Genomic DNA, 26,944 nt, shown 5'->3' with positions numbered 1-26,944 from the left:
CGTGATCATTATTGATCGACGACGCGCCAGAAATTGTTATTTTATGCGCCAACGTCGGTTAGCGCAATATTTGGACTGCCTGATCTCACAAAAAGTCGTAAACTTTTTGTAGTTCAATCGTCAATTAGTAACCACGCTCAGCAATGAGTGCTTCCGCAAAGTTCTTAGGCACTTCAGCGTACTCATGGAATTCCATTGAGTACGACGCTCGCCCTTGAGTTGCAGAACGTAGGTCAGTTGCGTAACCAAACATCTGAGATAGCGGTACTTGAGCACGGATGATCTTAAGACCAGCCACACCTTCGTCCATTCCTTCGATGATACCACGACGACGGTTTAGGTCACCAACAACATCACCCATCCAATCTTCCGGAGTGGTTACTTCGACATTCATCATCGGCTCTAGAATCACAGGTTGTGCTTCTAGCGCACCTTTCTTAAATGCCATCGAGCCAGCGATCTTAAACGCTATCTCGCTTGAGTCTACATCGTGGTAAGAACCATCAAATAGTGTAGCTTTAATATCTAGCACAGGATAACCCGCTAGCACACCACTATTCATTTGCTCTTCGATACCTTTCGCTACCGAACTGATGAATTCCTTAGGAACAGCACCACCCACGATTTCGTCTACGAATACGAAACCTTCGCCAGGTTCTGAAGGCTCAAGTTTGATCCACACATGACCGTATTGACCACGACCACCTGATTGACGAACAAATTTACCTTCCACTTCCGCTTTACCACGAATGGTTTCACGGTAAGCCACCTGAGGTTTACCAACGTTACAATCAACGCTGAATTCACGCTTCATACGATCAACGATAATGTCTAGGTGAAGTTCACCCATACCAGAGATCAGAGTTTGACCTGATTCGTCGTCCGTTTCCACGCGAAATGATGGATCTTCCGCAGCCAGCTTACCTAGCGCGATAGCCATTTTTTCTTGGTCAGCCTTAGAACGAGGCTCTACAGCGATCTGAATAACCGGCTCAGGAAACTCCATGCGCTCTAGAATCACTTTGTGGTTCTGATCGCACAGTGTGTCGCCTGTTGTCACGTCTTTCAGACCGATAGCAGCAGCGATATCACCAGCGCAAACTTCTTTTACTTCTTCACGCTTATTCGCATGCATCTGAACGATACGACCAAAACGCTCTTTCTTGCCTTTTACCGAGTTGTAGACAGCATCACCTGAGTTTACAACACCTGAGTAAACACGCATGAAAGTCAGCGTCCCCACAAATGGGTCTGTCGCGATCTTAAACGCTAGCGCAGAGAAAGGTTCATTGTCGTCCGCATGACGTTCAACTTCATTCTCTCTATCATCGACACCTTTAATGGCAGGCACTTCGATTGGCGATGGCAAGAATTCAATCACAGCGTCTAGTACCGCTTGAACACCTTTATTCTTAAACGCACTACCACAAGTAGCCAGTACGATTTCGTTGTTTAGTGTACGAGTACGTAGAGCTTGCTTGATCTCAGCTTCAGTTAGCTCACCTTCTTCAAGGTACTTGTCCATCAGCTCTTCGCTAGCTTCAGCAGCGGATTCAACCATATGGCTGCGCCACTCTTCAGCAAGCTCGATCATGTCAGCTGGGATGTCTTCGTAAGTAAACGAAGTGCCTTGATCGGCTTCATTCCAGTTGAGCATTTTCATCTTGATAAGGTCGATGACACCTCTGAACTCATCTTCTGCACCAACGTTCAGTTGGATTGGAACAGGGTTCGCACCAAGACGATTTTTAATTTGGTCCACAACGCGTAGGAAGTCTGCGCCCGCACGGTCCATCTTGTTTACAAATACCAAACGTGGAACGTGGTATTTGTCTGCTTGACGCCATACAGTTTCAGACTGAGGTTCAACACCAGATGAGCCACAGAACACAACCACAGCACCGTCAAGTACACGAAGAGAACGCTCTACTTCGATAGTAAAGTCAACGTGTCCAGGGGTATCAATGATGTTTACGCGATGCTCAGGGAACTGTGCTTCCATACCACGCCAGAATGTAGTAGTCGCAGCGGATGTGATAGTAATACCACGTTCCTGCTCCTGCTCCATCCAGTCCATGGTTGCTGCACCATCGTGAACTTCGCCGATTTTGTGAGAAAGGCCAGTGTAGAACAGAATACGCTCAGTTGTGGTTGTTTTTCCTGCATCTACGTGAGCACAGATACCGATGTTACGGTAGCGCTCAATAGGAGTTTTACGAGCCACAATTGTATCCTCTTACTAAGGTGTACCTTAGAGTATAGAAAAGTGCTGCGAGAGAACCTCGCAGCACAGAAGGTATTACCAGCGGTAATGAGCGAATGCTTTGTTCGCATCTGCCATACGGTGAACGTCTTCACGTTTCTTAACAGCAGTACCTTTATTCTCAGACGCATCTAGCATTTCAGCAGCTAGGCGTTGAGCCATAGATTTTTCACCACGCTTGCGCGCAGCTTCAACCAACCAACGCATAGCAAGTGCGTTACGGCGAACCGGACGTACTTCTACAGGAACTTGGTAAGTCGAACCACCAACACGGCGAGATTTAACCTCTACCGCAGGGCGTACGTTTTCAAGAGCTTCTTCAAATACAGCTAAGTGGTCTTTACCAGACTTTTCAGCCATAGTATCTAGCGCAGTATAAACAATTTTCTCTGCAGTAGATTTTTTACCGTCAACCATTAGGATGTTAACGAATTTTGCCAGCAATTCAGATTTGAATTTTGGATCTGGAAGGATCTTACGCTGACCAATGACGCGACGACGTGGCATGGATTTTCTCCGTTGTCTTCTTCAGGTTTTATCCAAAACTTTTCAGTTTTTTCAAAAAATTAAAAATAATTTAGTGTTTGGCCTTACTTAACGGAATCCATTAAGACTTAGGACGCTTCACACCGTACTTAGAACGACCTTGTTTACGGTCATTTACGCCTGCACAGTCAAGTGCACCGCGAACAGTGTGGTAACGCACACCTGGAAGGTCTTTAACACGACCACCACGGATTAGAACAACTGAGTGCTCTTGAAGGTTGTGACCTTCACCGCCGATGTACGAAGTTACTTCGAAACCGTTTGTTAAACGAACACGACAAACTTTACGAAGTGCTGAGTTAGGTTTTTTAGGTGTAGTAGTGTAAACACGAGTACATACACCACGTTTTTGTGGGCACGCTTCTAGTGCAGGCACGTTGCTTTTAACAACTTGCTTTGCACGAGGCTTACGTACCAACTGGTTAATAGTTGCCATTAACTAGCTCCTGAATTTACTTGAAAGTAAGCTTTGTGAAAAATCTATCCCCAACTGCCATTGCAGTTAGGGACGCAAAATTCTATGCAGCAGTGAGAGGTGTGTCAAGGAATATACGAATCTTTTTTGTTCAATTAGGACAATTCATCCGTAAAGCTTTGTCGACAGGAATTATCTTTCAATCCCAAGTTGAGGATTTATCTTGCTTTGCTGTCAATTCAACAAAACCTAGGTAGTTCACTACTGAGATGGAAGGGCTGATACGATTGGCCATACCTCGAGCGTGTATATCGCTCTCTAAAGCAAATACACTCGAACTTTTCAATTGACTAAATGCTCGATGTTGCGAATTGGCTGCGTATACGGCGTCTTCGATCAGTAAGATATCGTCATGAACGCTGCATACCAGTATAGCATCTTCTAAGCCTGAAACGGTTTTAATAATGTGTAACATGGCTTCCTCAAAATAACAGTAGCTTGCCAGCTTGTTGTAATTTCTCTTTGATTTGCTGAATGCTAAGTGGTTGCGCATCAATCACAAGATCGGCTTGAGCTAAACCTCGTTCGACAAGCGAGTCGGTACAAACAAAGACTTGCTCGATGTCATAAAGGTCAAATAACTTTAGCATTGGTGCATAATCTTTACTTAATATCATACTGGGATCTTGACCTAACAAGAGTTGGTACACCCCATCACCGAAGAAAATAACACTGATGTCTTCACTGTACGCTGACGCAGCAAGTAATGCATCGACACCTTCGCGTCCAGACGTTCGCCCATGAGGTGCACTACGAAATAAATAAGTTAACTGACTCAAAACTGCACCACTCTGTCTTGGGTGAGCATCGCTTCGGCTAAACTTCCCAAACCGGCTTGTTCAAAACCTTCAGCAAGGTTGTTTTGCACTAAACCATGTTGGTTCGCTTCTTCTTCACTCACAATGCCACGACGCAACGCGGCCGCCACGCAAGTCTCTAACCGCACTTGATTTGCTTTGGCGAGTGTTTGCCACGCTTTATTGAGATCAAATTCATCATTAGCTGGCACACTCAAAGCGGTACCATTAGTCACACCGTCTTGATAAAAGAACACGCTGACCAGTGTGTGGCCTTGCTCAATCAATGCTTGCGCGAACTGGTAGGCACTTCGCGCAGCTTGACTGCCATATACTGGGCCATTCACCACTAACGTGTAAGTTAGCCCACTCACTTTTCGTCATCCTCGGTTTTTCGCTGACGGATATATAAGTAAACGGTATGCTTAGAGATATTCAGACGATCGGCAACACGGTTAATCGCGTCTTTAATATCAAAGATACCTTTATCGTACAGTTCCATAACAATTTGACGGTTCTTCGTGTTGTTCGACACAGATTTGTCAGCATTGATTTCTTCAATCGTGCGCTCAACGGTTTGGTCCACCAGCTCTTCTACATCACTTGCAAAGTTCACTGACGAAGCGGCTTCTTTGGCTTCTTGTGTCGGCATGAAAGATTGAAGCACTTGGGAGAAGGATGCATCAAGGTTGACGTTGATACACAATAAGCCAATCACTCGGTTTTCACCATTACGAATAGCAACGGTGATCGATTTCATAAATACGCCACCTTTCGCACGCGTAAAGTACGAGCGAGAGAAATTACGCTCAGAGCCTTCTATGTCTTTGAGCATTTTTAGCGCTAAATCAGTGATTGGAGAACCAACCTGACGACCGGTATTTTCCCCGTTAGCTATCTTGATTGCAGAAGTGTTTAAGTCTTCTAGGGAGTGGAGAACGATCTCACAAAACGGACCTATCAGGCTCGCAATACCATCTACGACCGCCTCATACGATCTTAAAATGATGTTGTCGTGCTCAGTAAACGGCATCACGTTAACGGATTCCATTTCGAGCAACATCTCCGCGTTTATTGTTTCTGTAGTTGTCATAAGCCTTCGTGCGAAAAATCAACAAATTTATGTAAGTTTATCAGAAAATTTGAAACGCAACCTAGCAAACTCACCAACTAGTGACCTAAAACAAAAAAGGCCCGTTAAACGGACCTTTTTCAATGACTTAACGCTATTTCTTACTGTTCAGCTTTGTCGTTGTCTACTTTTAGCAGTTCAACTTCAAATACCAGTGTTGAGTTAGCTGGGATACTTGGCGTGTCTTGATCACCGTATGCTAGCTCGGGTGGAATAACAAATTTGAACTTAGAGCCGACTGGCATTAACTGAACACCTTCGGTCCAGCCCGGGATTACACGATTTAGTGGGAACGTTGCTGGCTCTCCACGATCGTAAGAACTGTCGAACTGAGTTCCGTCGATGAGCGTACCTTGGTAATGCACTTGCACCGTATCAGTGTCTTTTGGTTTCTCACCTTCAGCCGGCGTAATGACGTGGTAAAGGAGACCTGAATCAGTCTTCACGACACCGTCTTGCTTCTCGAATTCAGCGCGGAAATCATCGCCTGCTTGCTTCGCTTCTGCTGCTTTCTCCGCCACTTGAGCTTGCATCTTCTCTGCAACACGCTTATCTAGCGATTCTAGTGCCGCTCGTGTTTCTTCTTCGTTTAGCTCTGCATTGCCTTGGAATACATCTTCAATGCCTTTAAGAACAAGATCTTTATTGAGATCGATACCAATTTCGCTCGGTTTTTCGATGCTCGTGCTTAAGTAGTTCGCGAATGAAACGCCGATTGCGTATGCCGCTTTATCGTCGTCGGTTTTAAAGTGAACCGCTTTGCCGGTTTCTGCTTGAACTTGCTCTGCTTGAGGTGCGGCTTCTGTTTCTTCTTTCTGACAACCTACCGCTAGCATGACTGTTGCAGCAAGTAGCGACACTTTTAAAACTGATTTCATTAAATTCTCCCAATAATGGCTTCGCCATTGGTTGTTGTGCACAAATCTTCTATGAGACTAGTGAAGACAATCGTTATACCAATATACTAGCTATATGTCTCAAGACACAAACCGGATTATTAGACGTGATACAAAGAATCTCTCATTTATTCCTATATTTAGTTGTCATCACCACGTTAAATGGTTGCTTTTTTACCGAGCGTGAAGTGCAACGCTGGCCTATTGAGCCACAAGGCGCGACCAGCTTTGCACTCAGTCGAGATGGACGATTCGCCCTGCTCTACTCTCAACAACACCACTTGGTGTTGTGGGATCTTGAGCACAATAAGCAATTAGCCAAACTGGGTGAGTTAGATGCCGACGCCAATGTGGTGTCCCATGTCCGTATTTCAGACAATGGCCGCTATGCGGTAACCGCGAGTCAAATGAACTTCGCGGTATGGGATCTAGGCTGGACACAAGCCAAAGGTCTTTGGTCCATTTCCGATGCTTTAATCCGCGACGTTGCTATCACCAGTAGTGGTGAACAAGTACTGCTCGGGCTATCAAACGGTAAAGCCATTTACGTCAACTTAGTCAGCGGGCGACGCTTGGAGTTCCTTGCGCACCGTGAAAAAGTCAACTCCGTTGCGATATCGCCCAATGGTCGTTTTGCCCTCACGGGTGGCAATGACTACAAGGCATACCTTTGGGATACCGAGTCCGGGCAAATATTGCGAACCTTTGAACATGAACAAAGAGTGGTTCGCGTTGCCCTTCAGCGTGATGGTCAACTTGCTATGACGTCTGATGGGGGTAATCAAGCGGTAGTGTGGAACTTGGAAAGCGGAGAAGCCGTCACTCAACTAAATAGTTGGTCGCGTCAATTGATTTTCTCAACCGCGCGGTTTTCGGACGACGGCTCTCAGCTTGTTACTGGAGCGCCATCCGGCCGAGTGTCAGTGTGGGATACCCACACAGGAGAACGGCTCAACAGATTTGACGTTGAGCCTAAAAAAGATACTCGCCCTCCTCGCGCCGTCGTGTATGATGCAGCCTTTGATTCAAAACAACGTGTAATTACTGCTACTTCAGCAGGCATTGCCCAAGCTTGGCAGTTAGAGAACGGGTCATGACAGAAAAACTTATTCAGCAATTGGAAGCGCGCATCAATGACTTAGAGTGTCAAGCCGCGTTCCAAGAACAAACGATTGAAGATCTGAACGAAGCACTCTCTCAACAGCAACTGTTGATTGCCAAGATGCAGGATCAGATGAAGTACATGGTGGGTAAAGTGAAAAATATGGATTCGTCGGACATGGCCGATCCAACAACAGAGCCGCCACCACCACATTACTAATCGATGTACGAAACATAACTAAAACCCAGAATGCATTCTGGGTTTATTGTATTTAATCCGTCGAAAGGGCTGAGCTACTCATCTGCGAAAATTTGTACGCTCAACTCGCCTTGAGCGTTGATACCCGCTCGATACATGCCTGAACTATTCATCGCAAAGTGCAGTTCACCTTGCGCGTCAATTGCGATTAAACCACCTTCGCCGCCCATTTCTTTTAGCTCCCCTTGAATGACATGCTCACAAGCGGTGCGGACGTCTTCTTTCAAGTAACGCATGCGCGCGGCGACGTCTTCTGCGACACGTTTACGGATAAAAAACTCACCGCCCCCCGTGGTCGAAACCGCGACGACGCCATTTTCGGCCACTGTGCCGCAACCTATCAATGCAGAATCGCCCACTCGCCCATATTTCTTATTCGTTACGCCACCTGTGCTGGTTGCAGCGGCTAAGTTACCTTGTTGATCCAGCGCTACCGCTCCGACGGTGCCATGTTTCTGGTTATCTGGATAGTGAGATTCCGATAGTGCAAACCGTCCTTTATCTCGCATCGAAAGCAGTTGCTCATAACGTCGGTCAGTAAAAAAGTAATCCTGCTCGGTATACTCATGCCCTTGTTCAAAAGCAAACTTCTCTGCGCCCTCACCCACCAACAATACGTGATTGCTGTTTCGCATCACGTCACGAGCAAGTTCAATTGGATTCTTGATATGACGAACGCCAGCGACCGCACCTGCGGCTTGGTTTCTACCATCCATCACAGAGGCGTCCATTTCTACCATCTCGTTATGTGTCAGCACAGAGCCTTTACCCGCATTAAAGTTAGGCGAATCTTCCAACACTTTTACCGCCGCGACAACGGCATCAAGCGCTTCACCCCCTTGTTTGAGGATTTGGTGACCAGCACGTACTGCTGACTCTAAGTCGGTCAAAATTGAGTGCTGTAATGACTCACTCACCTGCTCACGCAAGATCGTTCCAGCGCCACCATGAATGGCGATAGAGAAAGGTTTATTCATAAAACTTGGCCCAATGACTGTCTCTTCCCCTAATCACACCTCAGATAAACAAAAAGCGCAAGTTGATAACCAACTTGCGCTTTTCAATTCAATAACTAGATAATGTTATCTAGCCAATCACTGCGAACGAATTAGTGAGAACCACAGCTACCGCCGCCACAGCAGCCTTCGTCATCATGCTTGTGATCATGGTCGTGCCCACAAGACTCTTCACCTTGATGGATATGACCGTGCTCGATCTCTTCTGCTGTTGCTTCACGCGTTGACATCACTTCAACTTCGAACGTCAAAGTTTGGCCAGCTAGCATATGGTTACCGTCAACAACCACTTCGCTGCCGTCGACTTCAGTCACTTCTACAGGGATCGGACCTTGGTCAGTATCGGCTAAGAAACGCATACCAACTTCGATTTCGTCAACGCCTTGGAATACGTCTGCAGGAACGCGCTGTACTAGAGCGTCACTGTGTTCACCATAAGCTTCTTCAGGAGCTACCGTTACTGAGAACTTGTCGCCCGCCACTTTACCTTCAAGTTCTTTTTCAAGACCCGTGATTAAGTTGTTGTTACCGTGAAGATAATCTAAAGGCGCATCAGCTGTTGATTGATCGACAACAACACCGTCTTCCAACATTACTTTGTATGCAAGGCTTGCAACAACGTTCTTTTCAATTTTCATACTAACTCCAGGGAGATTAATTGACTTAACCTGAGTGGGGTTAAGTACTAAGACAACAGGGTGTATTATGGGGATGAATTATCGAAGTTCAATTATTCCGGCTTAAAAATTCCGATCATTTCCTGTTTTGAGTGTTTATTTTTCTCTACAGATTGTGGCTTACGTTGCTCTGTAAATTCACACTCCACACATTCGACTAACTCAATGCTGTTCTCGATCCACCAGCGTAATGTATCTTGCTGACTGCACTTTGGGCAGCTCGCGCCGGCAATAAAACGTTTCTTGATTTTCACGCTATTTCCTTAGCTTGAGTCTGGGCTCAAGTTTTACTTCCAATGATTAGGTGACTGTTGGTCGCTCTCCATCTCACGACCAAAAATTTCTTCTAGCTCTTTACGAGCCTCTTTTGCTCTTTGGGCTAACTTCTGATCTTCATTGTGTTGAGGCAATAAATCTTTAAGCATAGCATTATCAAGCTTACGAAAATGTGCTTCTGCCCGCTTAGCTTGATAGGGGTGCATACCAAGCTCGACAAGCGCTTGGCGACCAAGGTCTAATGCGCTTAAGAACGTCTCACGCGAGTAGTTCTCCACACCATGACTCATCAATTGATACGCTTCCACCCGACTTCTCGCACGGGCGAGCAGTTTAAGATTCGGGAAATACGAGCGGCAAATATCAACGATCGCCATGACTTCATCAGGTGAGTCAGTACAAATCACCAAGGCTTCGGCTTTATCTGCGCCCGCAGCACGCAACAAGTCAATTTGAGTGGCATCGCCATAAAACACCTTGTAGCCATATTTGCGCAATAAATGAATTTGGCTGGCATCGCTTTCCAAGATCGTCACCTTGATTTTGTTGGCGTACATCAAGCGGCCAACGATCTGACCAAAGCGGCCGAAACCAGCGATGATCACCCGTGGGCTGCGATCAACAACATGCCGAGTGGTGTTCTCTTCCTCCTGATTCAGCGTACGAGCGAACCACTTCTTTTGCCCCATGAGCAATAGCGGCGTAGTCACCATCGACAAGCTCACCACCACCAACAGAAACGCGACCTGCTCTTTAGCAAGAATGCCTTCTTGACTGGCGGCGGTGAAAATGACAAACGCAAATTCACCACCTTGGCTTAAAATCGCAGCCATACGGCTACGCGCTTTTTCCTGAACGCGGGCAGCTCGCGCCAGCGCATAGAGAACCAATCCTTTAACCACCACCAAAGCCACTACAGCGCCCAAGATTTCTAAAGGGTGTAATGCCAACAAACCCAGATTTACCGCCATGCCAACCGCGATGAAGAACAACCCCAACAACAAACCCTTAAACGGCTCGATGGCAATTTCCAATTCATGTCGATATTCACTCTCAGCCAGTAGAACGCCGGCTAAGAAAGTCCCTAGAGCCATTGAAAGCCCAAGCTTTTGCATCACGACTGAAATCCCAAGCACGACCAACAGTGCTGCGACGGTAAAGAGCTCACGAACGCCGCTCATCACAACAAAACGAAATAGTGGGCGCAATAAGAAGTGGCCACCGATCAACAGTGCCACCACACTGCCTAATACCGTAAAGACATCAAACCAATCCCCCCCACTTTGTCCGCCTGCAAGCAGCGGTAACATCGCTAGCATGGGGATCACGGCGACGTCTTGGAAAAGCAACACGGCAAACCCCGACTGACCCGTTTCGGTGCCGTTCAAACCTTGCTCTTCAATTACTTTGAGCGCAATCGCGGTCGACGACAGCGCCAGCCCCATGCCGATCACTAAGCTCACCTGCGTACTCCCCCCAAACAAGCTTACAACACTGCCAATCACCGCAGTCGTGACCACGACCTGCGCTCCTCCTAAGCCTAAAATGGGGCCTCGCATCTGCCAGAGTTTTTTTGGGTTTAACTCTAAACCTATTAAAAACAGCAATAACACAACCCCGAGCTCAGCAAAGTGCAAAATTGCATCGACGTCGCTGATTAATCCTAAGCCCCAAGGTCCAATCAAAACGCCAGCCAGTAGGTAGCCCAACACCGAGCCCAGCCCAAGTCGCTGGGCAATAGGCACCGCAATTACGGCTGCCGCGAGAAAGACGACACTGCTTTGGAGAAATTCACTGGTTATCGCCATACTGACCTCCTTGGTCTGTTGCTTCCCAGTCTTTAAAAGGATTATTTAGCCATTGACGGTATTGCTCAGCATGCTCATAACGCTCTATATCAGATATATTTCTCGACCAGTACAGCACCAACGGTTCTATCCAGTACATTTGACACAAGGCTGCGGTCAGCTCAAACGGTTGCAGAATTTGCTCTAACGGGTATTTGTTGTACCCCTTCGCGCTAAAGGCCTCTTCTTTCCCTCCCGTTGTAATCACACTGCGCCAGTATTTTCCCTCTAGTGCCGAACCTCCGCCAAAAGCAAAACCTTTGCCCAGCACTCGGTCCAACCACTCTTTTAACAGGGCTGGGCATGAATACATATAAAGCGGGTGATGGAACACAATCACATCATGCGTTAACAACAGTGCATGTTCGTGGTTCACATCAATAAAGAAATCGGGATAAGCACCGTAAAGATCATGCACGGTGACATGATCAAGCGACTGAGCTTTTTTAATCATCACTTGATTGGCAATCGAGTTATGCGGCTCTGGATGAGCATAAATGACCAGAACTCTTGGGAGAATAGACGGTACAACAGCCAAATGGTCGTCCTTGTGGTTATTTTTATCCGTTATCAAATTGTTATACTTTTTTGTACAGCATAATGCAATTAAAGCGAATCAATCGACTTTTCCGGCCAATACCCCTACTATTCACCGCTAGATATATACCCAAGTGGCTTTTCAAAACGATTGAAACCACTTCGCTATGTAACCAAGCAACGCGCACTGCGCAAAGTGAATGAAAACTTTATGATTACCTTCTCTGACATCCAGTTACTGCGTGGCGGTAAACCCCTTTTAGATCAAGCTTCTGCCACCATCCATCCCGGCGACAAAGTCGGCCTTGTGGGCAAAAACGGCTGTGGTAAATCGACCCTTTTTGCGTTGCTAAAAGACGAACTGTCGATTGATGCAGGTTCATTTAGCCAACCACAACATTGGGAACTGGCATGGGTCGCGCAAGAAACGCCAGCCCTAGAGCGCAGCGCATTGGAATACGTCATTGATGGTGACCGCGAATATCGCGGTCTTGAAAAGCAGCTCGCCGATGCGGAAACACAAGACAACGGTACACTGGTCGCCGAGATTCACGGCAAGATTGAAACCATCGGTGGCTACAGCATTCGCGCTCGCGCAGCAGAATTGTTAGATGGTTTGGGCTTCAGCCAAGAGCAAATGAGCTGGAGCTTGACTCAGTTCTCCGGTGGTTGGCGTATGCGCCTTAACTTAGCTCAAGCACTATTATGTCGTTCTGACTTATTGCTACTCGACGAACCAACCAACCACTTGGATTTAGATGCGGTAATGTGGCTAGAACGCTGGCTGCAAAACTACCCGGGAACCCTACTCCTGATCTCGCACGACCGCGACTTCCTTGATCCCATCGTGGGACGCATCATCCATATCGAAAACCAACAGTTGAACGAATATACGGGCAACTACTCATCTTTTGAAAACCAGCGCGCGCAAAAAATGATGCTGCAACAAGCGATGTATGAGAAGCAACAGAAACAAATGTCGCACATGCAAAGTTACATCGATCGTTTCCGCTACAAAGCATCAAAAGCTCGTCAAGCGCAAAGTCGTATTAAAGCGTTGGAGCGTATGGAAAAAGCATTACCGGCACAATTTGATAATCCATTTAGCTTCCAGTTCCGTACCCCAGCGGCATTACCCAATCCAATCATGATGATGGATGAAGTATCGGCAGGTTACGATGACAACCTGATCTTAGAGAAGATCCGCTTGAACTTGGTGCCAGGCAGCCGTATTGGCTTGCTTGGTCGTAATGGCGCGGGTAAATCGACCCTGATCAAACTGCTTTCTGGCGAACTCAGAGCCCAGGGCGGGGATCTCACCTACTCTCAAGGTGTGAAGATTGGTTACTTTGCTCAGCATCAGCTAGAGACGCTGCACCCAGAAGAAACCCCATTGCAACACATGATGCAGATCGCTTCTGATCAAACTGAACAACAACTGCGGGACTACTTGGGTAGCTTTGGCTTTCAGGGAGAAAAAGCCCTAGAAAAAGTGGCGCCGTTCTCTGGTGGTGAAAAAGCCCGTTTGGTATTAGCGTTGATTGTTTGGCAAAAACCAAACCTATTACTGCTCGATGAACCGACCAACCACTTGGATTTGGACATGCGTCAGGCACTGACCTTAGCACTGCAAACCTTCGAAGGGGCAATGGTCATTGTATCGCACGATCGTTACCTGCTGCGTGCAACCGCTGATGATTTATACTTGGTGCATGATCGTCAAGTCGCCCCATTTGATGGGGATTTGGCCGACTACTATAAGTGGCTGACTGAGCAACAAAAAGCGGAGCGCAAAGAAGCACAAGCCGCACAGCCCGCCAAAGATAGCGCCAACAGCGCGGCAGCGAAAAAAGAGCAAAAACGTCGCGATGCAGAATTTCGTACACAGACCGCGCCAATTCGCAAAAGGCTGACACAATTAGAAAAGAAAATGGATAAGTTAGGTGCTGCACTGGCCGAAGCTGAACAACAATTGGCGGATAACTCACTGTATGAAGCCGAAAATAAAGCTAAACTTAACCAAGTGCTGGCTCTTCAAGCTTCTAGTAAGGCAGAGCTCGAAGAAATTGAAATGGAATGGATGTCTGCTCAAGAAGAGTTAGAGCAGATGGAGCTAGAGTTTAATCAATGAGTAATCAACACGCTGAATACACACTCACCCTAGAACACCTTTGGCAGTTCAGTCTGCAATTTTATGGGGTGCGAGAAGTGAAAGAAGCGTGTTTATCATTACAGAACAATTATCACGGCAACGTGAATCTACTCCTGCTACTCAGATGGCTCGATGAGCAGCAACTGATTTTCCAAGAAAAAGACTGGCCTCTAGTACAAAGCTGTCTGGGTCGAAGCGAAACTTTACTGCACTCTTTTCGCGACTTACGCCGCCATCTTAAGTCGCAAGTCAATGACGCTTTATATCGTGAAACCTTGCAGTTTGAACTGCAACTAGAAAAGCAGCAACAAGCGGATTTGGTGGACTGCATTAACTCACTTGCACTACTCAAAAATGATGGCGATCCACTCACGCTGAGATACTGTCGTCAACTTGGTGGTGAGCATTTGCAGCCAGCCTTTGCTATGCCGGTGCCAAACATTCACCCACCAAAACGCCCATAAATCTGTAGAATACCTATAATCTTTATAAAGGATTATATTAATAAGTTCTTCAACTGACACCGAAGGACCGCATAAGAGCAGTTAGGTATGACACAATTTTTCGCCGCCGCCGGGATCAAAAACCCGCACCTTCAAACGCTTTTACCGCGTTTTATTCGCAAAAAAGCGTTGTTTACGCCGATTTGGCAAACCCTCGATACAGCCGATGGCGACTTTCTCGATCTCGCATGGAGCGAGGACCCAAGCCAAGAACCTGCGCAAAAACAGCCGATTTTTGTGTTGTTTCATGGACTAGAAGGCTGCTTCTATAGCCCTTACGCCAATGGTCTAATGAATGCGTTTGCTCAATCTGGTTGGCTGTCGGTGATGATGCATTTCCGTGGTTGTAGCGGCAAGCCAAACAAGAAAGCTCGCGCCTATCATTCCGGTGAAGTGACTGACGCCCGCTACTTCTTAGAGCATCTTGAGCAACGCTTTCCTGATAACCCCAAAGTCGCGGTTGGTATTTCCCTCGGCGGGAACATGTTAGTGAATTACCTTGCTCAATATCGGGACGACCCGATTGTCACAGCCGCCACAATCGTCTCTGCACCGCTGGATTTGGCGGCATGTGCTAATCGCATCGAACAAGGTTTTTCGAAGGTCTATCGTCGTTATTTATTATCCTCGCTCAAGCGCAATGCGTTGCAAAAACACGCTTTGCTGCATGGTGAATTGGCTTTGTCCTACAACTCAATAAAACGTGTCACACGATTGTATGAATTCGATGATTTGATCACGGCACCATTGCACGGTTTTAAAGACGCACAAGATTATTACGACCAATGTTCAGGCTTGAGCAAGTTACAACAGATCACGCTGCCAACCTTAATCATTCACGCCAAAGACGACCCGTTCATGACGGATGAGGTTATCCCTAAATTTATTCTGCCTGACAATATCGATTATCGCTTATTTGACCATGGTGGCCACGTCGGCTTTCTGTCTGGCTCCGTTTTAAAACCTAAATTTTGGCTAGAAGAAGCACTGCCGGCATACTACGAAAGTATTGCTACAGGCTTTATGTCCCAACACTATAAAAAAGAACGTTTCTACTGCGACACAACAGAGCGCGGTATAGAATAGAACTAAATCATAACAAGTATGAGGTATTGATGATCATTCCTTGGCAAGACATCGCGCCTGAGACATTGGAAAATATTATTCGTGAGTTCGTTCTGCGCGAAGGGACGGACTACGGGACCGTCGAGGTTTCTTTACAAGACAAACTCGAACAAGTAAAACATCAACTGGCACAAGGTGAAGCCGTCATTGTCTTCTCTGAACTGCATGAAACTGTAGATATTCAGCTCAAAGCAAAATCATAGCCCCTTCACATTTTACCGTCCCCCACTCAATGACAAGCCGTTGTGACGTGTTATAGTGGGTTATCGACCGTGCAGTAACGCCCTACTGCACTTTACAGGTAAGTAATTTTCGACAAGGTTTGTCATGTCAGCAAAACACCCAATCATAGCGGTTACTGGTTCGTCCGGTGCCGGCACGACCACTACATCTGAAGCCTTCCGTAAGATGTTCAATATGATGAACGTCAAACCAGCATGGGTTGAAGGTGACAGCTTCCACCGCTTTACTCGCCCCGAAATGGATATCGAGATCCGCAAAGCGCGCGAGCAAGGTCGACACATCAGCTATTTTGGCCCTCAAGCCAATGACTTTCCAGGTTTGGAAGCGTTCTTTCGTAAATACGGCAATGCGGGCACAGGAAGCGTACGTCGCTACCTACACACATTTGATGAAGCCGTCCCGTATAACCAGATGCCGGGGACATTTACCCCCTGGCAAGATCTGCCGGAAAACAGCGATGTGCTGTTTTACGAAGGCCTGCATGGTGGCGTGGTGGATGGTGAGGTAAACGTATCGCAACACGTTGATTTTTTGATTGGCATGGTGCCGATCGTGAACTTGGAATGGATCCAAAAATTTGTCCGCGATACTCGAGAGCGCGGTCACTCACGAGAAGCGGTCACGGACTCCATCGTGCGTTCGATGGACGATTATCTCAACTACATTACGCCACAGTTTTCACGTACCCATATCAACTTTCAGCGAGTGCCAACGGTCGATACCTCTAACCCACTTAACGCCAAAGGCATTCCAAGTTTAGATGAAAGTTTTGTCGTGATTCGCTTACGCGGGATTAAGAAAGTCGACTTTCCGTATCTGCTGGCTATGATTGATGGCTCATTTATGTCACGCCATAACACTATCGTGGTTCCAGGCGGTAAAATGAGCTTTGCTATGGAGCTCATCGTAAGACCGATTCTCCAACAGCTAATAGAAACAGGAAAAATTGGTTAAAAACGTAGCAGGCTAGACTTTACTTTTCACACCGTGATCATGTGCACACTTTTGCTTACAAAATCTCAATCATGACACGATTAAAATCAAGAAATCGTTTTCGAAAAAGGATACTATTTCTTACCGAAACACAAGATAGCTTGCAGCATATAAAAAGTGCTCTTATTCTAGTAAACCTAATTCAGGCTTAGCTAAAATATGGATAGCGCAAGCGTACCCTGCAGAGGAAGTGAGATATTATGGTTCTAGGTAAACCTCAAACCGACCCAACATTAGAGTGGTTTCTTTCACACTGTCATATTCATAAGTACCCATCAAAAAGCACGCTGATTCACGCGGGCGAAAAAGCAGAAACGTTGTACTACATCGTTAAAGGTTCTGTTGCGGTTCTTATCAAAGACGAAGAAGGTAAGGAAATGATTCTTTCCTACCTAAACCAAGGAGACTTTATTGGTGAACTTGGTCTATTCGAGGAAGACCAAGAGCGCACAGCTTGGGTTCGTGCTAAATCTCCTTGTGAAGTTGCTGAAATTTCTTTTAAGAAATTCCGTCAGCTTATCCAAGTAAACCCAGACATCCTAATGCGTCTTTCTGCGCAGATGGCTCGTCGTCTTCAAGTGACTAGCCAAAAAGTGGGTGACCTAGCGTTCCTAGACGTAACTGGTCGTATCGCTCAGACGCTTCTGAACCTTGCAAAACAACCAGACGCGATGACTCACCCAGACGGCATGCAAATTAAGATCACTCGCCAAGAAATCGGTCAAATTGTTGGCTGTTCTCGTGAGACGGTCGGTCGTATTTTGAAAATGCTAGAAGAGCAGAACTTGATCTCTGCGCACGGTAAAACTATCGTGGTTTACGGGACTCGTTAATCTCTAATTAGAGTGACACGGACAAAATTATAAAAGCCACCAATGGTCACATTGGTGGCTTTTTATTTACGTTGAAACCGCGGTTTGCAAAAGGAAGAGCACCGTAATTAACCATTCGTACTTTCGAAGATCTTGTCTGCCGAAGCGGCAACAAAGCCCGAATACAACTCACCGCTTTTCATTGGATAACGCTTAGCAAATTCATAAAAACCACCCGGAATACGGTGCGTCCCTTCACGAAAGCGAACCACTACCTTATCCGCCATCGTCGACGATTGCTCAAGTAAGACATCCGGTGTCCCCTTCACTTCCCCACCGTTTTCATTAATCACAAAGCCTGCTTGACGCAGATAATCGTTCACTTGCTTGACTTCATCATATTGGTTCAATTGGTTCACGCTGACAGTGAAATGGTTCGCGCCGTAACCATGCGCTGCTAGCCAAGAGGCATATTCGCTCTCTTTTGCTAACGCTTGATAATCAGCAAAGCTTAAATCCCACAAGCGTCCACCATGTAAAAATGCGCTATCGTTCAGCTTGTCTGCATCGACTTGTGCCACCAGCTTTTTCACTATCTCTTGCAGCTCAGCTGAACATTCTTCTACTTTCAGTTCACTAATAAACACTTTGGGTTGCTTAGGTTCTGGATGCTCGTAATGCTTTGCGACTAATTTTTTACTTTCAAAAACGTAGTCACCGCATGCCTTATAGCCAAGCGCTACAAACGGCTTTGCCAATGTTTCGATCCCTAGCGGCGCAATGTTGAAGGTACGTAAAGCAATATGATCATTTATCAGCGGCTGCTCTTCTTGAAGAATCTGATGTACTTGCGCAGCTGAAGGACAAAGACGTTGAATGTAGTCTTGCCACAGCGATTCAAATAGCACATTGGGCGTCATAACGACTCCTTGTTACGAGATGTAGAGTTAAAAAGTAAGAGGGCGTTGACTGCCCGCTCACCGCTAAAAAGCCGTCCAGAATAATGAACAATCGCCATCAACCGGTGACGAGAAATGTCAATCAATCAACACCATTCATACCTCAATGATGCGTCGGTAAAGTGAGCCGCCATACATAATTGCGACTCTGTTATTAAAACTTATAGCGCCACACCTGGGCTTAATGTAGCAGGCAAGATAGTCTCTTGCCCTTCCATTGATGCCATCGGGTACGCGCAGTAATCCGCGGCGTAGTAAGCGCTTGGACGTAGGTTACCTGATGCCCCCGGGCCACCAAATGGCGCGTCACCACTTGCCCCAGTGAGCTGACGGTTACGGTTCACAATGCCTGCGCGAATGTGGTCGACGAAGTATTGCCACTCTTGGTCGTCTGTTGACACTAAACCTGCCGACAAACCAAAGCGCGTGTCGTTTGCCAGTGCTACGGCTTTCTCTAGCCCTTCATAACGCACCACTTGGAGTAAGGGACCAAAATACTCTTCATCTGGCAGCGCTGCGATATTGGTCACATCAATAATGCCCGGAGACACAAAGGCAGCTTCACCCGCTTTCGCTTCGATTAGGCTCTCGCCTCCTAGAGATTGAAGGTTGGCTTGGGCATCCAGAATGAACTTCGCTGCGGCGACAGAGATTTGCGGCCCCATAAATGGTGCTGGCTCTGCGAAGGGTTGGTCTACGCGAATATTCTGCGTCGCTTCGACCAACTTAGCGATAAGCGCATCGCCTTTCTCACCCAATGGCACGTATAAACGACGAGCACACGTACAACGCTGCCCTGCACTGATAAACGCTGACTGGATAATGGTGTACACCGTCGCTTCCAAATTACCGTACAGTTCAGAGATCACCATCGGGTTATTGCCACCCATTTCTAGCGCTAACATCTTATCTGGTTGACCTGAAAATTGACGGTGCAAAACATGCCCCGTGTTCGCGCTGCCCGTAAACAGTACGCCATCAATGCCTTTTGTATCAGCAAGGGCGATACCCGTTTCTTTTGCACCTTGGACTAGGTTAATCACACCTTTTGGTAAACCGGCTTCTTCCCACAGTTTCATGGCTAACTCGCCAGTCCAAGGGGTTTGCTCGGATGGCTTGAACACCACGGTGTTACCAGCTAAAAGCGCAGGGACAATGTGTCCATTGGGTAAGTGACCTGGGAAGTTGTATGGACCAAATACCGCCATCACACCCAATGGACGATGACGCAACACAATTTGGTTGCCAGCCGCTTCACGCGTCGATTCCCCAGTGCGATCATGGTAGGCACGAATTGAAATCGCGATTTTACCCGCCATTGCTGCCGCTTCAGTGCGTGTTTCCCAAACCGGCTTACCGGTTTCTTTAGCAATCACTTCGGCGATTTTTTCGCTGTTGGCTTTTACTTTTTCCGCAAAAGCCAACACGATCGCCTCACGCTCTGCAAATGAACGTTTCTTCCAATCCATGAAGGCTTCGCGAGCCGCCGCCACGGCTTGGTTCACTTGCTCAGCCGTGGCGCTTTTTCCTTGCCAAATCACTGCTTGGTTGTACGGCGACAAAGAGGTAAATTTTTCACCCTGACCTTGTACCCATTCACCTGCAATCCAATGTGTCATTGTTTCTATCCTTACATTCTGTCGTCTGTTACTGCGGAAGAAGGCGTACAATATCCCCTTCCTCAACCAAAAGCGCCGCTGCGACTTCTGGCGCGATCATCACGTTTTGCGTTTCAGCGTCATACGCCGCTTTGGTGACTACCGCACGGAAGTTTTCGAACGATGAGTTACACATCAAAAAATCTTGCGTGCTGTTATGCGGCGTAATCTTCACTTGCGCGCGGAACGAATGACGAACCGACTCCACATTTCGCAAATCACATTCTACGGTTGGGCCAGCGTCAAAAATGTCGACATATCCACGGTTGGTAAAGCCTTCGCGCTCTAACAACGTCAACGCAGGACGCGTGTTATCGTGTACCTTGCCAATCACCGCTTGTGCTTCAGGGCTCAATAGATTGATGTAGATAGGCAATTTTGGCATTAAGTCGGCGATAAAGCCTTTTTTACCAATACCGGTTAGATAATCGGCAAGCGTGAAATCGATCGAGAAGAAGTGCTCTTGCAGCCATTGCCAGAACGGCGAATTACCTTCGTCGTCTGAAACGCCACGCATTTCGGCAAAAATGGTTTCGGAGAAACGCTCTGGGTGCTCAGCCATCATTAAGAAACGGCACTTTGACATCAGTCGTCCGTTAAGACCTTGGCGGAATTTCTCACGCAAGAACAAGGTGCAAATTTCACTATTGCCAGTGTAGTTATTGCCGAAGGTAAGCAGTTTTACGACATTCTTGACGCCAAGTTTTGGCGACGAGTGCACTACTTTGCTGATGTGATAAGAATAAAAAGGCACATCCCAGCCGATCGATGCTTCGATTCCGGTGGTCCCCGCAACTTCCCCTGAGTCAAAATCAAAGCCGACCATCAGGTAGCCTTCATCCCCCGGTTCTGCCACATCTGGTTTACCAAAGCTGTACTCTGAGTGTTTGATTCGATTGGTTAACAATTCTTCGTTAACCGGTAAAGATGTAAACCCGTGACCAGACTCTACCGCACAGTTATGCAGCGAGTCATAATCCGACATCACGATAGGGCGAACTACTAGCATCAATACTCCCTCCAGATGCAAGAAGATCCTAACTATATTGTAGGAACAATTCCCCCATCAGAGATCCTTGACGGGGGGATGCGTTGACGTTTAAAGGGTAATTACGATGACACTAATGTCGCGATCGCTTTATCCAGTTTCGCCAAGCCTTCTTCAATTTCTTGTTTTGTGATTACGAGTGATGGGGTGAAACGTATGACATCGGCCCCTGCGACCAATACCATCAGGCCTTGTTGACCGGCAGCAACGAGCACATCACGCGCACGGCCTTGCCATTGTTCATTCAGCGCAGCCCCAAGCAATAGGCCTTTACCGCGTATTTCAGAAAAGATGTGATACTGCGCATTGATCTTCTCTAGACCTTCACGGAACATCGCTTCGCGTTCTAGAACACCTGCCAATACTTCTGGCTTAGTGACTTCATTCACCACCGCCTCTGCAACTGCACAAGCCAATGGATTACCGCCGTACGTCGAGCCGTGCGTGCCCACTTTCATATGATCAGCCAGTTTTGCCGTGGTCAGCATTGCACCGATAGGGAAACCACCACCGAGTGATTTGGCCGTACTTAAAATATCAGGCGTGATTCCCAGACCTTGATACGCATAGAAGTGACCCGTGCGCCCGTTCCCCGTTTGCACTTCATCGAAGATCAACAGTGCGTTGTGTTTGTCACACAGTTCACGAACTGTTTGAGCGAACTCTGGGGTTGGAGGCACAATTCCCCCCTCACCTTGTAGAGGCTCCATCATCACCGCACAAGTGCGATCCGACATGTGCGCTTGTAGTGCTTCGATGTCGTTATAAGGCAGGTGTGTGACATCACCCGGTTTAGGACCAAAACCATCCGAGTAAGCTTCTTGACCACCGACAGTGACGGTAAAAAAGGTACGACCGTGGAAGCCTTGTTTAAATGCAATGATTTCAGATTTTTCTTGGCCATGAACGTCAACTGCGTAACGACGTGCTAGTTTCAGTGCCGCCTCATTCGCTTCCGCGCCAGAGTTGGCAAAGAACACGCGTTCCGCAAAGCTGATTTCGGTGAGTTTTTTCGCTAGTCGCAGCGCAGGCTCATTGGTCATGACGTTACTTAGATGCCACAACTTGTTACCTTGCTCAATCAGTGCCTTCACCATCACTGGGTGACAATGACCAAGACAGTTCACTGCAATACCACCAGCAAAGTCGATATATTCATTACCTTGCTGATCCCAGACGCGTGAACCTTCACCTTTAACAGGGATCATTTCCATCGGGTTATAGCAAGGCACCATCACCTCATCGAATAAACCGCGCTCTACTTTAATTTCCGTTGTCATTGCACATTCCTTCTAATACCGCATGCGTAGCAGATAAGCGAATTTAACCGGCTCTTTGCCAGAAAATAATGTTTTGCATATAAGCCATTGCGGCATTGTATTTACATTTCATTAACCATTTCAATAGTGATTTATTCTTTTTGTTCGCGAAAGCCACTTGCATTAATCACTACCCATGATTATTTATGCACTAAGAAAGAGAAATAGAGAAGTGATTTTTTATCATAATCATATAGCGCAATGAGTATAAGGAGGAAAAACACACGAACAGTGAAAACAACAATAATGAACCGCATAGTTTTGCAGTCCAAACACATCATCAAAGAATGAACAGTTTGTTAATAAAAGTGATCGTGATCAGATTGCTTTACGTGCAAGGAAGTTGGCTAACAGTTCATGACCTTGTTCGGTTTTGATCGACTCAGGATGGAATTGCACCGCATCAATCGGCAGAGTTTTATGCTGATAGCCCATGATTTCATCCATGCTACCATCGGGCAGTTCTGTCCATGCCGTCAACTCAAACATCTCTGGCAAAGTGCCATTTTTCACCACTAGCGAATGGTAACGAGTAACGGTAAGCGGATCATTGAGATTTTTAAACACGCTGCGACTGGTATGGCGGATAGGTGATGTTTTACCATGCATCACTTGTCGAGCGCGCACCACCTCCCCACCGAACACTTGTGCAATCGCCTGATGCCCAAGGCAAACGCCCAATATCGGTAGCTTATCAGCGAAGTGCTTTATCGCTTTGAGGGAGATACCCGCCTCGTTTGGCGTACACGGTCCAGGTGAGATCACTAAGTGGGTTGGGTTAAGCGCTTCAATCCCTTCAATATCGATCTCATCATTACGCACGACCTGTACGTCTACGCCAAGCTCGCAAAAGTATTGATAGAGGTTGTAAGTAAAAGAGTCGTAGTTATCGATGATTAATAACATAGCTCGTTGGCTGCTCCATTCCGTTTTCGTAATACCCAAATCTAACTGTCTATCTGACTGACAATTAAAGGCGATATTTTGCAGCAGCAAGGTAGAAAGGCAAGTTTTGATGCTATTTAAGTTAAGGTTACAGAGAATAAAAAGGCCAGCTTGCGCTGACCTTTGGTTTAAGACCGTTTGATTATGAACGTCAGTGCTTAATCACGACGACGGCGTAGGAAGCCAAAGCCAAGTGCCGCTAGCAGCGTGCCAAGGCCCAGTGAACCACCTGAACCGTCATACTCTGGATACACCGGTTTTGGTGTATTCGAGTCACGCTTGGTGAAGTTGACCGTCATGACTTTGGTATCGATCACTTCATCTTGTGCAGCAGTATCGGCTGCAAAAGTGGCCGCAACAGGTCGCGTCAGCGTCATGGTCACTGTGTATTCACCACGTGGTAACGCCGCAGCATCAAAGTTAACCGCTTGCGCGCCACCTTTGCTCAACGTCACCTGAGGCAAAGCCACTGCTTTCGGTGGCTGCGGTGACAAGCTTAAGGTGGCAATATCGCCCTTTTGCGCTGCCGCAGGCACCGGATACATGATGTCAGCGCGATCGCTCTTAGTCGTGATTCTGACCATACTTTCTCCCACTTCCCCATATTTGTAGCCCAGAGAAGCAATCACAGGATCGTGATCCGAAGAGCGGAAAGCATTCTGCTTGTAGAATGGGTTTTGCTCTGGATCGTTGTTGCTAGCCCCTTTATAACTACTTGTGTAATCGAACAATCCCATTTCCGGCGCATTAATATGCCAATCGGTCACATCAATCACGCGTTTAGCGAGCGCTTTAGAAACGAGCAAATGATCGAGCGAACCGACCTCATCGTTATAAGAGTAACTCCAGGCGGTTTCACCTGCATCCAGCGTGGCATCAATCGCATTCACATAACCAAAGGTCTGGGATACGGACGGATTCGTCGCACTTTCATTAACGGGTTTTTTACCAATGTAAGTGTAAGCAGCGGCTTTAATCGATTTACCCGTTGGGTTGTCGGTCAATACCAGCATCGCATCTTCTTTAGCGTATGAGTTCATATCACCCAAAATCACTTTATCACCGATAAATTTCGCCATCTCTGTACCTAACTGCTTCGCAGCCGTTACGCGGAACGCTTCACACGAACCTTGGAAGTCTTCATCTTTGGCGTAGGTGCGTAGTTCACCATCTGCGCCAAGGTAGTCATCCCAACAAGTTGAGCCTTTCGATTTCAGGTGGTTGACCGCCACCGTAAGACGCTTACCAGTATTGTTGACCGCAAACGTTGCTGCAATAGTGTCACGTTGATAGTTCTTACCACTTTCCGCTAATTCCCCTTTGTTATCGGTAACTGGTTGCCCATTTTCATCGACAATGATTGGCGCGTCCTGACGTGGCATAGGGATCACTTTTCCACCGACTAAACTTACTTTCGAAGGACGATAAATCAAACCGGTGGTAATGGCATCACCGCCTACTGTGTCGTACTCATCTAACACTGTATCGCCATTCTTATCAAAGCCAACAAACACGTAGCGGTTATGCATCGAGTTTTGGCGATCACGATCACCGTAGTCTTCATCCCAGTATTTCTCGTTGACTGCACGTAACAACTCATTGATGGCGCCAAAGTCACCAAAGCCGTTATTTTCGACTTCCATCAGACCCACAATATCGGCATCCATGTTATAAATCGCTTCCACGATTTTAGCTTGTTGACGCTCAAACTCGAGATCACTCTCTGCACCACGGTTGTTACCATTATGATTCTGTGAACCACCAAATGGTGAATTAAAGTAGTTAAGCACGTTTTGTGATGCCACTTTAATGCTAAACGAGTCGCTGTAGTGATAGTTATCGTTATAAGTACGCAGATCAGGAGAGTCACGTCGTGGCGTATTAGCAATAAACGATGATTTGCTCACTGTGTTGGTGGCTATCAAGCGGAACTCGTTGTATGAGTAGTGCAGTACACCTTGCAAACCAACCACCGAATCATTGATTCGGATATAATTGTTGTGCGGATCACGCGCAAAGTCTGGGTAATAAGGGATCTGACCGTCTTTGGCTTTGGCATCCGATTCAACAAACAGGCGGTAATCACGGTTTTGTGCCGATTGCGCTTTGGATTCTTCACTGCCTGCTACAAAATTCTGATTAGGTTGCGGATTCGGTCGCTTGTAAGCCAACACCATATTATTGCGGTAACTGCTGTAGTCAAAACCAAACGTGCGGGTAACACGCATATTCTGTTCGCCCGTTTCAACGCCGTTCATGTCCTGAACCAGATTAACTAACATGCCTTCGTGACGCTCTAACGTGGTGCGGAAGTGTGCAGGGTCGTCCTCAGCGCTGCGCACAAGCTCGACTGGTGTCACAGGTACGGCGATATCATTCATCACTTCCCACTCGTCGTTGCTTGGCAGTAGCGTGGTCATACCGTAGTCTTCTTTGACTTTGGCACGCACACACAATTGTTGACCAATTAAGTTATCCGACACGGGCGCGTTTGTCTTAATAAATACCCCATCAGACGTGCGTGAATTACCATCAGCATTCACATCCGTAATATAAAAACCTTTACTAATACCACTGGTCACCGCACTTACGGTACCAGTCACTAAGAAATCTTCAGTGGAGGTGTATTGACCATCGGGGAGCAAAGGAGAAGAGAACCCCTCACCTTGCACCTCACCGACGTATTTATCTAATGGTGGTGTTGGCTCTGCACGAGCACTTGTACACGGCGTTGGTTGTGGTGGGGGGGGAAGTGGGTCATCGTTGACAGCGATTGGATCGCCTAAACCACCGAAGGCATCTTGAGCAAACGCCTCCCATTGTGACTCGGTGTACGTCGTTGACGGTTTGGAACCGGCTATGCGACGCATGCTTTGGTCAGCCCAAAGTTTATCGCCACTGTGACCGTAAGTACCAAAAATATCTTTGATACCCGCTTCATCTGAGGTTGTGCCTAGCCATACGGCGTCATCGCCATTAAAGTTCATTGCTGAGTGCCCAACTTCATCATAAGTACCAGCAACGACAATCGCATCTTTACCGCTTAAACGCTCAATGGACGCTCGCATATCAATACCAGCGTCACCATTGATAACAACCATACTTTTACCCGATTGTAAGGTCTTACCTTGTAAAACGTTGTTGCCATCTTTACCTTTAATTGAATTCTTATACGACGAGTAGTAAAGCGACAAAGTGCCATCAAATGTATGTGCTACGGGGCCGATGTTCGAGATCTCTACAGCTTTGTTCTGTGCAGACCCTTCTACATATTCAGAGATGATGATGTCATTAATATTCGCCAGTGCCGCGCCACTCAGTACACTACTAATTGCACCGGCAAGCAAGGTGATTTTTTTGTTCAT

At 46.9% G+C, this 26,944-nt stretch carries 27 protein-coding genes; 8 read left to right on the top strand and 19 right to left on the bottom strand.

The window, feature by feature from the left end; genetic code table 11:
* Nucleotides 1–124: 124 nt before the first annotated feature.
* The 8 genes from fusA to fkpA form a co-directional block, all read right to left on the bottom strand.
* A complete protein-coding gene (gene fusA / locus ATG66_RS06860; protein WP_098414630.1) occupies nt 125–2,224 on the bottom strand; it encodes an elongation factor G in 2,100 nt (699 codons plus the stop codon).
* A 75-nt stretch (nt 2,225–2,299) separates the two neighbouring features.
* The gene (gene rpsG, locus ATG66_RS06855) at nt 2,300–2,770 is read right to left on the bottom strand and encodes a 30S ribosomal protein S7 (RefSeq protein WP_045957025.1); all 471 of its coding nucleotides are present in this window, start codon (nt 2,768–2,770) and stop codon (nt 2,300–2,302) included.
* A 100-nt stretch (nt 2,771–2,870) separates the two neighbouring features.
* Complete coding sequence (gene rpsL / locus ATG66_RS06850; RefSeq protein WP_004399892.1) at nt 2,871–3,245, bottom strand: 30S ribosomal protein S12; 375 nt, start codon at nt 3,243–3,245, stop codon at nt 2,871–2,873.
* A 178-nt stretch (nt 3,246–3,423) separates the two neighbouring features.
* Complete coding sequence (gene tusB, locus ATG66_RS06845; protein WP_098414629.1) at nt 3,424–3,699, bottom strand: sulfurtransferase complex subunit TusB; 276 nt, start codon at nt 3,697–3,699, stop codon at nt 3,424–3,426.
* Between the two features lie 7 nt (nt 3,700–3,706).
* A complete protein-coding gene (gene tusC / locus ATG66_RS06840; RefSeq protein WP_098414628.1) occupies nt 3,707–4,063 on the bottom strand; it encodes a sulfurtransferase complex subunit TusC in 357 nt (118 codons plus the stop codon).
* Nucleotides 4,060–4,455, bottom strand: coding sequence for a sulfurtransferase complex subunit TusD (gene tusD / locus ATG66_RS06835; RefSeq protein ID WP_098414627.1), 396 nt, complete (start codon nt 4,453–4,455; stop codon nt 4,060–4,062). The genes tusC and tusD overlap by 4 nt, the downstream gene beginning before the upstream one ends.
* Nucleotides 4,452–5,174 (bottom strand): helix-turn-helix transcriptional regulator, encoded by a 723-nt coding sequence (locus tag ATG66_RS06830; protein WP_098414626.1) that lies wholly within the window; start codon nt 5,172–5,174, stop codon nt 4,452–4,454. The genes tusD and ATG66_RS06830 overlap by 4 nt, the downstream gene beginning before the upstream one ends.
* 140 nt (nt 5,175–5,314) lie before the next feature.
* Nucleotides 5,315–6,091, bottom strand: coding sequence for an FKBP-type peptidyl-prolyl cis-trans isomerase (gene fkpA / locus ATG66_RS06825; protein ID WP_098414625.1), 777 nt, complete (start codon nt 6,089–6,091; stop codon nt 5,315–5,317).
* Between the two features lie 128 nt (nt 6,092–6,219).
* Here fkpA and ATG66_RS06820 point away from each other — a divergent pair, with 128 nt between their 5' ends.
* Complete coding sequence (locus tag ATG66_RS06820; protein WP_098415860.1) at nt 6,220–7,206, top strand: WD40 repeat domain-containing protein; 987 nt, start codon at nt 6,220–6,222, stop codon at nt 7,204–7,206.
* A complete protein-coding gene (locus ATG66_RS06815) occupies nt 7,203–7,430 on the top strand; it encodes a SlyX family protein (protein WP_098414624.1) in 228 nt (75 codons plus the stop codon). The genes ATG66_RS06820 and ATG66_RS06815 overlap by 4 nt, the downstream gene beginning before the upstream one ends.
* A 74-nt stretch (nt 7,431–7,504) precedes the next feature.
* Here the strand turns inward: ATG66_RS06815 and ATG66_RS06810 are convergent, their stop codons facing one another.
* The 5 genes from ATG66_RS06810 to kefG all read right to left on the bottom strand — a co-directional run bounded on the left by ATG66_RS06810 (nt 7,505) and on the right by kefG (nt 11,823).
* Nucleotides 7,505–8,446: an isoaspartyl peptidase/L-asparaginase family protein gene (locus tag ATG66_RS06810; RefSeq protein WP_098414623.1), complete on the bottom strand. Its 942-nt coding sequence runs from the start codon at nt 8,444–8,446 to the stop codon at nt 7,505–7,507.
* Nucleotides 8,447–8,577: 131 nt separating this feature from the next.
* Nucleotides 8,578–9,123, bottom strand: coding sequence for a peptidylprolyl isomerase (gene slyD / locus ATG66_RS06805; protein ID WP_098414622.1), 546 nt, complete (start codon nt 9,121–9,123; stop codon nt 8,578–8,580).
* A 92-nt stretch (nt 9,124–9,215) separates the two neighbouring features.
* Nucleotides 9,216–9,416 carry a YheV family putative zinc ribbon protein gene (locus tag ATG66_RS06800; protein WP_098414621.1) on the bottom strand — a complete coding sequence of 67 codons (201 nt, stop codon included), beginning with the start codon at nt 9,414–9,416 and terminating at the stop codon, nt 9,216–9,218.
* A gap of 33 nt (nt 9,417–9,449) precedes the next feature.
* Nucleotides 9,450–11,246, bottom strand: coding sequence for a glutathione-regulated potassium-efflux system protein KefB (kefB, locus tag ATG66_RS06795; RefSeq protein WP_098414620.1), 1,797 nt, complete (start codon nt 11,244–11,246; stop codon nt 9,450–9,452).
* Nucleotides 11,230–11,823 (bottom strand): glutathione-regulated potassium-efflux system ancillary protein KefG, encoded by a 594-nt coding sequence (gene kefG / locus ATG66_RS06790; RefSeq protein ID WP_098414619.1) that lies wholly within the window; start codon nt 11,821–11,823, stop codon nt 11,230–11,232. The genes kefB and kefG overlap by 17 nt, the downstream gene beginning before the upstream one ends.
* Before the next feature lie 210 nt (nt 11,824–12,033).
* Between kefG and ATG66_RS06785 the strand changes: the two genes are divergently transcribed.
* From ATG66_RS06785 to crp, 6 genes are all read left to right on the top strand, one after another.
* Nucleotides 12,034–13,953 (top strand): ABC transporter ATP-binding protein, encoded by a 1,920-nt coding sequence (locus ATG66_RS06785; RefSeq protein ID WP_098414618.1) that lies wholly within the window; start codon nt 12,034–12,036, stop codon nt 13,951–13,953.
* A complete protein-coding gene (locus ATG66_RS06780; protein WP_098414617.1) occupies nt 13,950–14,438 on the top strand; it encodes a TIGR02444 family protein in 489 nt (162 codons plus the stop codon). The genes ATG66_RS06785 and ATG66_RS06780 overlap by 4 nt, the downstream gene beginning before the upstream one ends.
* 87 nt (nt 14,439–14,525) lie before the next feature.
* A complete protein-coding gene (locus ATG66_RS06775; RefSeq protein WP_098414616.1) occupies nt 14,526–15,563 on the top strand; it encodes a hydrolase in 1,038 nt (345 codons plus the stop codon).
* Between the two features lie 29 nt (nt 15,564–15,592).
* Complete coding sequence (locus tag ATG66_RS06770) at nt 15,593–15,805, top strand: YheU family protein (protein ID WP_098414615.1); 213 nt, start codon at nt 15,593–15,595, stop codon at nt 15,803–15,805.
* Nucleotides 15,806–15,929: 124 nt separating this feature from the next.
* Nucleotides 15,930–16,799, top strand: coding sequence for a phosphoribulokinase (locus tag ATG66_RS06765; RefSeq protein ID WP_098414614.1), 870 nt, complete (start codon nt 15,930–15,932; stop codon nt 16,797–16,799).
* Nucleotides 16,800–17,038: 239 nt separating this feature from the next.
* A complete protein-coding gene (crp, locus tag ATG66_RS06760) occupies nt 17,039–17,671 on the top strand; it encodes a cAMP-activated global transcriptional regulator CRP (protein ID WP_005381432.1) in 633 nt (210 codons plus the stop codon).
* Between the two features lie 107 nt (nt 17,672–17,778).
* Here the strand turns inward: crp and ATG66_RS06755 are convergent, their stop codons facing one another.
* From ATG66_RS06755 to ATG66_RS06730, 6 genes are all read right to left on the bottom strand, one after another.
* On the bottom strand, nt 17,779–18,570 hold the full coding sequence (locus ATG66_RS06755) for a DUF1338 domain-containing protein (protein WP_098414613.1): 792 nt from the start codon (nt 18,568–18,570) through the stop codon (nt 17,779–17,781).
* Nucleotides 18,571–18,770: 200 nt separating this feature from the next.
* A complete protein-coding gene (gene astD, locus ATG66_RS06750; protein WP_098414612.1) occupies nt 18,771–20,228 on the bottom strand; it encodes a succinylglutamate-semialdehyde dehydrogenase in 1,458 nt (485 codons plus the stop codon).
* 28 nt (nt 20,229–20,256) lie between these two features.
* Nucleotides 20,257–21,276: an arginine N-succinyltransferase gene (gene astA / locus ATG66_RS06745; protein ID WP_098414611.1), complete on the bottom strand. Its 1,020-nt coding sequence runs from the start codon at nt 21,274–21,276 to the stop codon at nt 20,257–20,259.
* Between the two features lie 101 nt (nt 21,277–21,377).
* Complete coding sequence (locus ATG66_RS06740; RefSeq protein WP_098414610.1) at nt 21,378–22,595, bottom strand: aspartate aminotransferase family protein; 1,218 nt, start codon at nt 22,593–22,595, stop codon at nt 21,378–21,380.
* Between the two features lie 357 nt (nt 22,596–22,952).
* Entirely contained in the window at nt 22,953–23,540 is a 588-nt protein-coding gene (locus tag ATG66_RS06735) for an aminodeoxychorismate/anthranilate synthase component II (protein WP_098414609.1), read from the bottom strand.
* Between the two features lie 197 nt (nt 23,541–23,737).
* Nucleotides 23,738–26,944 (bottom strand): ExeM/NucH family extracellular endonuclease, encoded by a 3,207-nt coding sequence (locus tag ATG66_RS06730; RefSeq protein ID WP_098414608.1) that lies wholly within the window; start codon nt 26,942–26,944, stop codon nt 23,738–23,740.

It is taken from the genome of Vibrio sp. ES.051, from assembly GCF_002563795.1.
GTDB lineage: Bacteria > Pseudomonadota > Gammaproteobacteria > Enterobacterales > Vibrionaceae > Vibrio.
This window is presented reverse-complemented; position numbering and strand designations above follow the sequence as displayed.

What these genes read in the sequence shown, in the direction of transcription:
- tusB (WP_098414629.1), bottom strand. Translation starts at nt 3,699, where the DNA reads ATGTTACACATTATTAAAACCGTTTCAGGCTTAGAAGATGCTATACTG.
- ATG66_RS06830 (WP_098414626.1), bottom strand. Translation starts at nt 5,174, where the DNA reads ATGACAACTACAGAAACAATAAACGCGGAGATGTTGCTCGAAATGGAA.
- ATG66_RS06775 (WP_098414616.1), top strand. Translation starts at nt 14,526, where the DNA reads ATGACACAATTTTTCGCCGCCGCCGGGATCAAAAACCCGCACCTTCAA.
- astA (WP_098414611.1), bottom strand. Translation starts at nt 21,276, where the DNA reads ATGCTAGTAGTTCGCCCTATCGTGATGTCGGATTATGACTCGCTGCAT.
- kefB (WP_098414620.1), bottom strand. Translation starts at nt 11,246, where the DNA reads ATGGCGATAACCAGTGAATTTCTCCAAAGCAGTGTCGTCTTTCTCGCG.
- astD (WP_098414612.1), bottom strand. Translation starts at nt 20,228, where the DNA reads ATGACACATTGGATTGCAGGTGAATGGGTACAAGGTCAGGGTGAAAAA.
- slyD (WP_098414622.1), bottom strand. Translation starts at nt 9,123, where the DNA reads ATGAAAATTGAAAAGAACGTTGTTGCAAGCCTTGCATACAAAGTAATG.
- ATG66_RS06740 (WP_098414610.1), bottom strand. Translation starts at nt 22,595, where the DNA reads ATGACAACGGAAATTAAAGTAGAGCGCGGTTTATTCGATGAGGTGATG.
- rpsL (WP_004399892.1), bottom strand. Translation starts at nt 3,245, where the DNA reads ATGGCAACTATTAACCAGTTGGTACGTAAGCCTCGTGCAAAGCAAGTT.
- crp (WP_005381432.1), top strand. Translation starts at nt 17,039, where the DNA reads ATGGTTCTAGGTAAACCTCAAACCGACCCAACATTAGAGTGGTTTCTT.
- ATG66_RS06730 (WP_098414608.1), bottom strand. Translation starts at nt 26,944, where the DNA reads ATGAACAAAAAAATCACCTTGCTTGCCGGTGCAATTAGTAGTGTACTG.
- ATG66_RS06755 (WP_098414613.1), bottom strand. Translation starts at nt 18,570, where the DNA reads ATGACGCCCAATGTGCTATTTGAATCGCTGTGGCAAGACTACATTCAA.
- rpsG (WP_045957025.1), bottom strand. Translation starts at nt 2,770, where the DNA reads ATGCCACGTCGTCGCGTCATTGGTCAGCGTAAGATCCTTCCAGATCCA.
- fkpA (WP_098414625.1), bottom strand. Translation starts at nt 6,091, where the DNA reads ATGAAATCAGTTTTAAAAGTGTCGCTACTTGCTGCAACAGTCATGCTA.
- ATG66_RS06780 (WP_098414617.1), top strand. Translation starts at nt 13,950, where the DNA reads ATGAGTAATCAACACGCTGAATACACACTCACCCTAGAACACCTTTGG.
- ATG66_RS06770 (WP_098414615.1), top strand. Translation starts at nt 15,593, where the DNA reads ATGATCATTCCTTGGCAAGACATCGCGCCTGAGACATTGGAAAATATT.
- ATG66_RS06765 (WP_098414614.1), top strand. Translation starts at nt 15,930, where the DNA reads ATGTCAGCAAAACACCCAATCATAGCGGTTACTGGTTCGTCCGGTGCC.
- ATG66_RS06735 (WP_098414609.1), bottom strand. Translation starts at nt 23,540, where the DNA reads ATGTTATTAATCATCGATAACTACGACTCTTTTACTTACAACCTCTAT.
- ATG66_RS06810 (WP_098414623.1), bottom strand. Translation starts at nt 8,446, where the DNA reads ATGAATAAACCTTTCTCTATCGCCATTCATGGTGGCGCTGGAACGATC.
- ATG66_RS06785 (WP_098414618.1), top strand. Translation starts at nt 12,034, where the DNA reads ATGATTACCTTCTCTGACATCCAGTTACTGCGTGGCGGTAAACCCCTT.
- ATG66_RS06815 (WP_098414624.1), top strand. Translation starts at nt 7,203, where the DNA reads ATGACAGAAAAACTTATTCAGCAATTGGAAGCGCGCATCAATGACTTA.